Source organism: Phormidium pseudopriestleyi FRX01, from assembly GCF_017313335.1.
GTDB lineage: Bacteria > Cyanobacteriota > Cyanobacteriia > Cyanobacteriales > Laspinemataceae > Laspinema > Laspinema pseudopriestleyi.
On sequence record NZ_JAFLQW010000113.1, the window covers coordinates 1 to 7,121 of the forward strand.

The window sequence follows — 7,121 nt, forward strand, 5'->3', positions numbered from 1 at the left end:
CCAATTTTACAGCCAGATGCTCTGCAACCCGCTCAAAAGTTGGCGGCAGACTTGGAGGAACTTTCTGAAGCCGATATGAATCAGGCAGCGGAACTAATTATTACCTGGATGGAGCAATTTCCGGAAGCAGAAAAAGCAATTCAAAAAGCTCTGGCACAAAACCGAAAACAAGTTAAGAAAATTTCCGAACCGGACCCGAATCAATCCCACTGGCTAATTCCTAATGTTGAAATTATCGAAGAAACGGAAACAACGGTTATCATTACTCCGGCCCCCAATGCAGAAAAAATGCACTTGTTTCTTTACCTTAAGCAAACTTTAAAAGGAAGGATTAACAGATGGAAGAAAAACCCATAAACCCGCCGGTTTATGCGCCTAATTTACATCTATTTGCCTTTCATCTTTGGCGCGGATTGACGGGGGAACCGGATTCCCTGGCACCCAATCCCAAACAGTTATGGGAAAAGGGCGATGATATTTTAAAAGAATTAGGCTTTACGGAACGTCTCCATATCGCCGGGTATCCCGACAACTCGCCAGAAACCCCAGGAACACAAATTAATCTCCATCCCAAAACCCAACTGGAATTAACGGGAAAAGTGCCTCATTCCGATTTCCCGATTACGGGGCTGTTGTTCACTCATCGGCTTTATGATAGTTATAGTTTAACGCTCAATTTGCGCCGTCCCGAAACAACAGAAAATGGGGAGAAAACCGCTGCGGTCCCGATTTCCTTTTGGCAAGATTTGAATACAGAAAGGCTACTTTTTCTCCCCCATGTCGTTCAGAGTTCCTTGGGGCAAACCTTGCTATTAACTGCGTTTTTACCGGAATCTGAAACTGATAAATCGCCGGAAAGTTTACAAGATTTCGCCTGTAACTGTGTGAAACAGGTGAGTCCATCCCAGAAAACCCGTCCACCGTTGCACCAACTGGGGAAACTATTCGGTAGCCCGATTTTTGAGTTTGGCGGGCAAGTTTTGGAGGCGAATCTGGGGGGGGAAGCGCAGGTGCAACCCCATATTTTGATTCTCCTGTTTCGCGCCGAATTGCCCAGTGAGAAATTTGTGGATGCCTATCGGGAGTTTATCAATTTATTTTATTATCGGAATAAGGTAATTTCCGCCTATCGGGAAACCCGAACTTTATATCAAAAAACTTACAAAGTCTATACATATTTAGAGAAAAAAGTCAAGTCTTTTAAGCAGGAATTAACGAAGAATACGACCCGTTTGGCGTTGAGTGAGGCGCAATTAGAAGACCTGAAACAGGTGTTAAAGGAATTGGCGGAGTTGGATTTGGAATATGCCCGCCTGTTGCGAAATTACAAGCACAACTGCAATACGATCGCTATCAATACTAAAAATTATATAGTCACCTTGGAGGCGATTTTTAACCGGCTCAAAGAACAGGAATATGGGGTGGAACGGGAGGAACTGGATTTTTTCCGTGAGTTTGGCAGTCAAACTTCTCCCTACTTCCAAACTCGCATCAGCGATGAACTCAACTATTTTGTAGAAGGTTCCAGTCTAGCAGATAAGGCAGTCGCCTCAATTCGCGGCATCGTAGAAATAGAACAAACCCAACGCGATCGCCGGTTGCAAAACCAAAACCAACAATTACAAGACCAAATTCAGGCTGTGGGGGTAGGAATTGCCACCGGGGCGATCGTTGCCTCTACATCAGGTTTACTCTTTCAAGAACCGATAACTTTGCCCTGGGCAGAAAATCGGGGTGAACAACTCCATCCCTTTGCGATCGCCCTGCTTGCCAGTTTTGGTTGTGCGATATTAGCCTGGGGAATAACAAAATGGGTGATGGGATGGAAACCCAAAGAGTAAAAGGCGATCGGGGTATAAGTTTTCCAGTCGGTTTTAACCGACTTTAGCTATGAGGCCGCCAATCGTTCAAACCCCCGCCGGTGGTTGCGGAACTACTTTCGGTTGGGCCGGTTTTCTCACACTTCTGACTGGGATTTCAATGATGAATTGTGCCCCTTGTCCCGGTTCCGAAGAACAATACAACCGCCCACCGTGTTTTTCTACCACAATTTGATAACAAATCGACAATCCTAAACCCGTTCCTTCTCCAACCGCTTTGGTGGTAAAAAAGGGATCAAACAGTCGGTTACGGATGCTTTCTGGGACTCCGGGCCCATTATCGGCGATCGCAATTCTCACCCAGTGCGAATCCAAGGCAGCGGTGCGAATTGTAATCGTCGGGGCCGGGGGTTCTCCCCCTTCAGGGGTTTTGTTAGCTTGCTCATGGAGGGCATCGATCGCATTACTGATCAGATTCATGAACACCTGGTTTAGCTGACTGGCCAAACATTCAACTTCCGGTAAATCACCATACTCCTCAATGATTTCAATGCTCGGACATTGGGCTGTTGGCTTGAACCGGCTTCGCAAAATTAATAAGGTACTTTCAATCCCCTCATGAATGTTAACCGCTTTCATGTCTGCTTCATCAAGCCGAGAGAAATTTCTCAAAGTTAAAACAATCTGCCGAATCCGCTCCGCCCCCAGTTTCATCGAATCAATCATCTTGGGCAAATCTTCCGCCAAAAAATCGAGTTCAATCTGTTCAATAAACGCCTCAATCTCGGGATTCGCATCGGGATAAGATGCTTGATACAGATGAATTAATGCCAATAGCTCCCTAGCATATTCGTTTGTATGGCTTAAATTGCCATAGATAAAGTTGACCGGATTATTAATTTCATGGGCCACCCCAGCCACCAGTTGCCCCAAGCTGGACATTTTTTCGGTTTGAATCAGTTGAGATTGGGTTTGTTTGAGTTCGGATAAAGTGGTTTCGAGTTCCTGCGCTTGTCGGGTAGCGGTGACGGTGAGTTCTTCTTGTCGGATAAATGCGGCTTTTAATTCCGCTTCGGCCTGTTTGCGCGGGGTGATATCTCGTAAAATCACCACATACTCGATTTGATCCCAATTGGTTCGAGCAGAAAGGGAGACTTCTACGGTTTTTTGGGCGAATGATTCTCCTGAAGATAGAGCGTTTGGGAAGGCGATCTCCGTGGGGTCTATAAGCTGCTCACAACGTTGAGGCCAAAACTGGGGAGAATCCCTTAATCCGGGTAAAAGTTGGGCCATATTGACCCCTGCTAACTCTTGAGCCGAGACCCCAAATAGGTCACAAGCAGCGGGATTCGCCCGGGCGATCGCCCCATGCTCATCAATCACTATAATCGGATCGAGGGCAACCCTAAATAAGTGTTCCGTCGCTTCTTGAGCTTCCACAATTGAGGCAATTTGGGGCAAAGTGGTCCAACAGGCGATCGCCACCCCGACCAAAGCAATACTGAGCAACAACAACACATAAAGCTCACTGGCGACTTCTAAACGGCTGCGATCAATCGTGGTTCGGACGACCCAGCCCACCGTTAACGACCCACAGATTAAAAAGAGTAAAACACTCACTTGTAAAACATCAAAATCTTGGAACCGTCCTGAACGGCGACGGCGATAAAGCGCAAACCACCACTCAACCCGAAATATGGGAAAATAACGGCGTCGGATCAGCCCATCCACCACGAGAATCGTGGGGGCAAGCAACAATCCCATCAGCCAATGGTTCCAACCCCAGGCGAGCCCGCCGACTACCATCACGAAACTTTCCACAATCAGGAAAAGCAAAGACCACCGGGGCCATTTGACCTCCGGGCGATCGCGGTTGAGCCATAAACTCAAATGCACCATCATCATCGAAGAGAGATATCCTGTACCCGTCACCATCACCACATGAGAGACATCCCCCCACAGCAGGCAAATCAAACTTAAGATAAAGGTGAACAATAACCCGGGTCCAAACACCCCGCGAGATGATACGACCCCAAATACGGGGGCCATATACCCATCAAGGGCTAACTGATACAAAACCCGTGGGGAGTTAGAAATGGCAGTGGTTGAACTGAGCAAACATCCTGCCGAGAGGAGGAACGTCACCAATGTCGAAGCTGCGGATCCCCAAAAGGGTTGAGCCCCTGCCACCAAATGCAAAAATGTATTATTCCCTAAACCCGGGTCACTAGCTAAACGCATCAAAATCCATGAACCACCCACATAGACAATGGGTAATACAACCGCCGCAAAGGATAAGGTTTTAAGGGTGCTTTTCGGATTGCGACTATCTGCGACAAAAGAAGAGGCGGTTTCACAGCCATAGGCGGCATAAACGGCGACAAAAAACCATTTCGCCCATTCGACTAGGTTAAACTGGCCCCAATCGCTCGGTAAAATGCCGGGACTGGCTGGCGCCAACGCCAGCCAACCCAAGCCTTGCAAGCCAAAGGTGCTCAAAAACCCGACTGCCGGGACAATGAAACAGAGGTGCAAGATGCCTAATGTTCGGGTGCCACTAAATGCGACAATGTAGGGGATGACTGTAAAACCCAGGCGTAACAGATTTTCTGGTAAGGAAATCCCAACCGGGTTTAAATTGGCAATTACCAAGTCAGAGAGGATGATGGCATTCATGGGCGGAACGGAAACCCATCCCAGCCAATATCCGACTGCCCCATAACGCGCTGCGATCGGATATTTCGCCAACAGTTTGGCGGCATAATTGGGGGTTCCACCGGACATATCGGGCCAGTGCATCCCCAATCGTTGGACTTGTAGGTTGAGTAAAATGCCAATAATCGCGGCAGGAATCCAGACAAAAATGGCTTGCACTCCCAAAGCTGCATTCATGGCGGGTGCTGGCCCCAGCCATAATAAGAGTCCGCTTAAGCCAAAACCCCAAGTCTCTAGAAAACTTAAACTACGTTTGAGTCGAACCAATGGCAATCTGTTGGGTTCCATCTGAAAAGTGCAAAGTTTGATAAGTCGGGATCACCATAGGCGATCGGCCTGTGTATTGTCACGTTACCAAATCCCATATTTAAGTGCTTTAAACTGTAAGGGATTTACCTAAAAAAAGTGGGGCAAGTATTAGGGTGGGCAGGGTCACTTGTGCGATCGCTCAAAACCCCCTCCGTGAAAATCAGTGAAATCAGTGGTTAAAATCCCCAAATCATTCCCCATCCCTATTGCAATATGTCCCCCGGAAGCGTAAAATAGAGAGTTCTGACCGAACAGGAACCATTATGAGCAAACGAGTCCAAGTCGTATTAAGTCAAGATGTTAGAAAGCTGGGTAGATCCGGCGACCTCGTAGAAGTGGCCCCCGGTTATGCCCGGAACTACCTGCTACCCCAAGGCATTGCCGTTCGTACCACCCCCGGTATTCTCCGTCAAGTGGAACGCCGCAGAGAACTAGAACGGCAGCGGATGCTGGAAGAAAAGCAACAAGCACAATCGCGGAAAACGGCCTTGGAAACCATTGGACGTTTTACCATCTCCAAATCGGTTGGGGAAGGGGATGCGATTTTCGGGACCGTCACCGATCGCGAAGTGGCCGAAGTCATCCAAGCTGCTACCAACGAAGAAATCGATCGCCGTGGGATTACCCTGCCTGCCATTAGCAAGACTGGGTTCTACAAGGCACAAATCAAATTACACCCCGAGGTTACCGCTGAAGTCGATATTGAAGTGGTTGCTGGTTAAAAATCGGCGACTCTCCCAGGCGGAATTTCAGTCATGCCTGGGGCAAAACCGTCCCGATATTTGGACAATGGAAAAGGCGCGATTTATTTCTAAACCCAATAAATCGCGTCCGGTGCATCCAGACGATAGCTGAGTACAAATCGTGGCTGAAACCTTAAACTTCCAAGGCTATAGCGATCGCCTCCCCCCGCAAAACATCGATGCGGAAGAAAGTATTTTAGGCGGAATTCTCCTGGATCCAGAGGCTATCACCCGGGTGTTAGACCGGCTACCTCCCGAAGGGTTTTCTATCAGCGCTCATAAACATATTTATAAAGCCGCAATCGCCCTCCATTTCCAAGGCAAAGCCACCGATTTAATGACCGTAACCAGTTGGTTAGCAGACCATAAACTCCTCGATATGGTCGGCGGCCAAAGCAAACTGGCCCAACTGGTAGAACGCACGGTTTCTGCCGTCAATATCGACCAATATGCCGAACTGGTCGTCGATAAATATATGCGCCGCAAATTAATTCAAGGCGGACATCAAGTCGCTGAGTTAGGATTTGATACTACCACGGAATTACCTATCCTCCTCGATAAAGCGGAACAAACCATTTTCAGCCTCACCCAGGACCGTCCTCAACAGGGTTTAGTTTCTATTTCAGAAACCCTAATTCATACCTTTGAAAACATCGAAATTCATCAACAAGGGTTAGCTTTACCTGGGTTAACTTGTGGGTTTTATGACTTAGATGCGATGACCGGGGGTTTGCAGCGATCGGACTTGATTATTATAGCCGGAAGACCCGCTATGGGGAAATGCTTAGGGCGTTTTTCTGAACTAATTTTAAGCGATGGCAGTGTCACCACAATTGAAGATATAGTTAAACGCCGTCAGGCTGACCTATTAACCTTAGCGGATAACTGGAAATTTACCTTTACTCAACCTTCTGCCTTTGTCGATGATGGCATCAAACCCGTGTTTCGGGTCAAAACTCGTTTAGGACGGTCCATTGAAACCACTCTCACTCATCCTTATCTGACGATAAAAGGGTGGCGAAGGCTTTCAGAACTCCAAGTGGGCGATCGCATTGCTGTCCCTCGGAAACTAGAAGTATTTGGGACCGAAACCCTGCCTGAATATCAAGTTAAGCTATTGGGATATTTGATTGGTGAGGGTGGGTTTACCCGGCACCAACCCAGCTTTATTCACAGCAATCCTGCAATTTTGAATGACTTTGAACAAGCCATTACCGGCTTTGGGAATTTGAGACTCCCAACTCAAACCCAACCCACGAATTCCCGAGTCTACGCTGATATTTATAAGATAAACGATAAGACTGAAAATACCCTAAATTTGTGGTTACAAGAATTAGGATTAGGGGAGGAAAATGCGGTTAATAAAACTGTCCCGCCTATTGTATTTAAGTTGAACCGATCGCTGATTGCCTTGTTCCTGAATCGCCTATTTGCAACCGATGGATGGGCGTCAGTTCTAGCCAGTGGACAAGCTCAGTTAGGCTTTTGCACAGTCAGCGAAAAACTGGCGCGACAAGTGCAACATTTGTTACTC

At 47.5% G+C, this 7,121-nt stretch carries 5 protein-coding genes; 4 read left to right on the plus strand and 1 reads right to left on the minus strand.

Features of this window, described 5'->3' with window-relative positions:
• Both J0895_RS04355 and J0895_RS04360 read left to right on the plus strand, forming a co-directional pair.
• Positions 1 to 357, plus strand: a 357-nt coding sequence (locus tag J0895_RS04355) for a hypothetical protein (protein ID WP_207086901.1), incomplete at its 5' end; no start/stop codon positions are given.
• Entirely contained in the window at positions 339 to 1,841 is a 1,503-nt protein-coding gene (locus J0895_RS04360; protein WP_207086902.1) for a hypothetical protein, read from the plus strand. The genes J0895_RS04355 and J0895_RS04360, both read left to right, overlap by 19 nt.
• A 66-nt stretch (positions 1,842 to 1,907) precedes the next feature.
• Here J0895_RS04360 and J0895_RS04365 read toward each other — a convergent pair whose 3' ends face one another.
• Positions 1,908 to 4,823, minus strand: a complete 2,916-nt coding sequence (locus tag J0895_RS04365; protein ID WP_207086903.1) for an amino acid permease — start codon at positions 4,821 to 4,823, stop codon at positions 1,908 to 1,910.
• A gap of 284 nt (positions 4,824 to 5,107) precedes the next feature.
• Between J0895_RS04365 and rplI the strand changes: the two genes are divergently transcribed.
• The gene (rplI, locus tag J0895_RS04370) at positions 5,108 to 5,566 is read left to right on the plus strand and encodes a 50S ribosomal protein L9 (protein WP_207086904.1); all 459 of its coding nucleotides are present in this window, start codon (positions 5,108 to 5,110) and stop codon (positions 5,564 to 5,566) included.
• A gap of 142 nt (positions 5,567 to 5,708) precedes the next feature.
• Positions 5,709 to 7,121: DnaB-like helicase N-terminal domain-containing protein (locus J0895_RS04375; RefSeq protein ID WP_340643444.1), on the plus strand; the 1,413-nt coding region annotated here is incomplete at its 3' end.

Coding starts and splice junctions, on each gene's coding strand:
- J0895_RS04360 (WP_207086902.1), top strand. CDS start 339: ATGGAAGAAAAACCCATAAACCCGCCGGTTTATGCGCCTAATTTACAT.
- J0895_RS04365 (WP_207086903.1), bottom strand. CDS start 4,823: ATGGAACCCAACAGATTGCCATTGGTTCGACTCAAACGTAGTTTAAGT.
- rplI (WP_207086904.1), top strand. CDS start 5,108: ATGAGCAAACGAGTCCAAGTCGTATTAAGTCAAGATGTTAGAAAGCTG.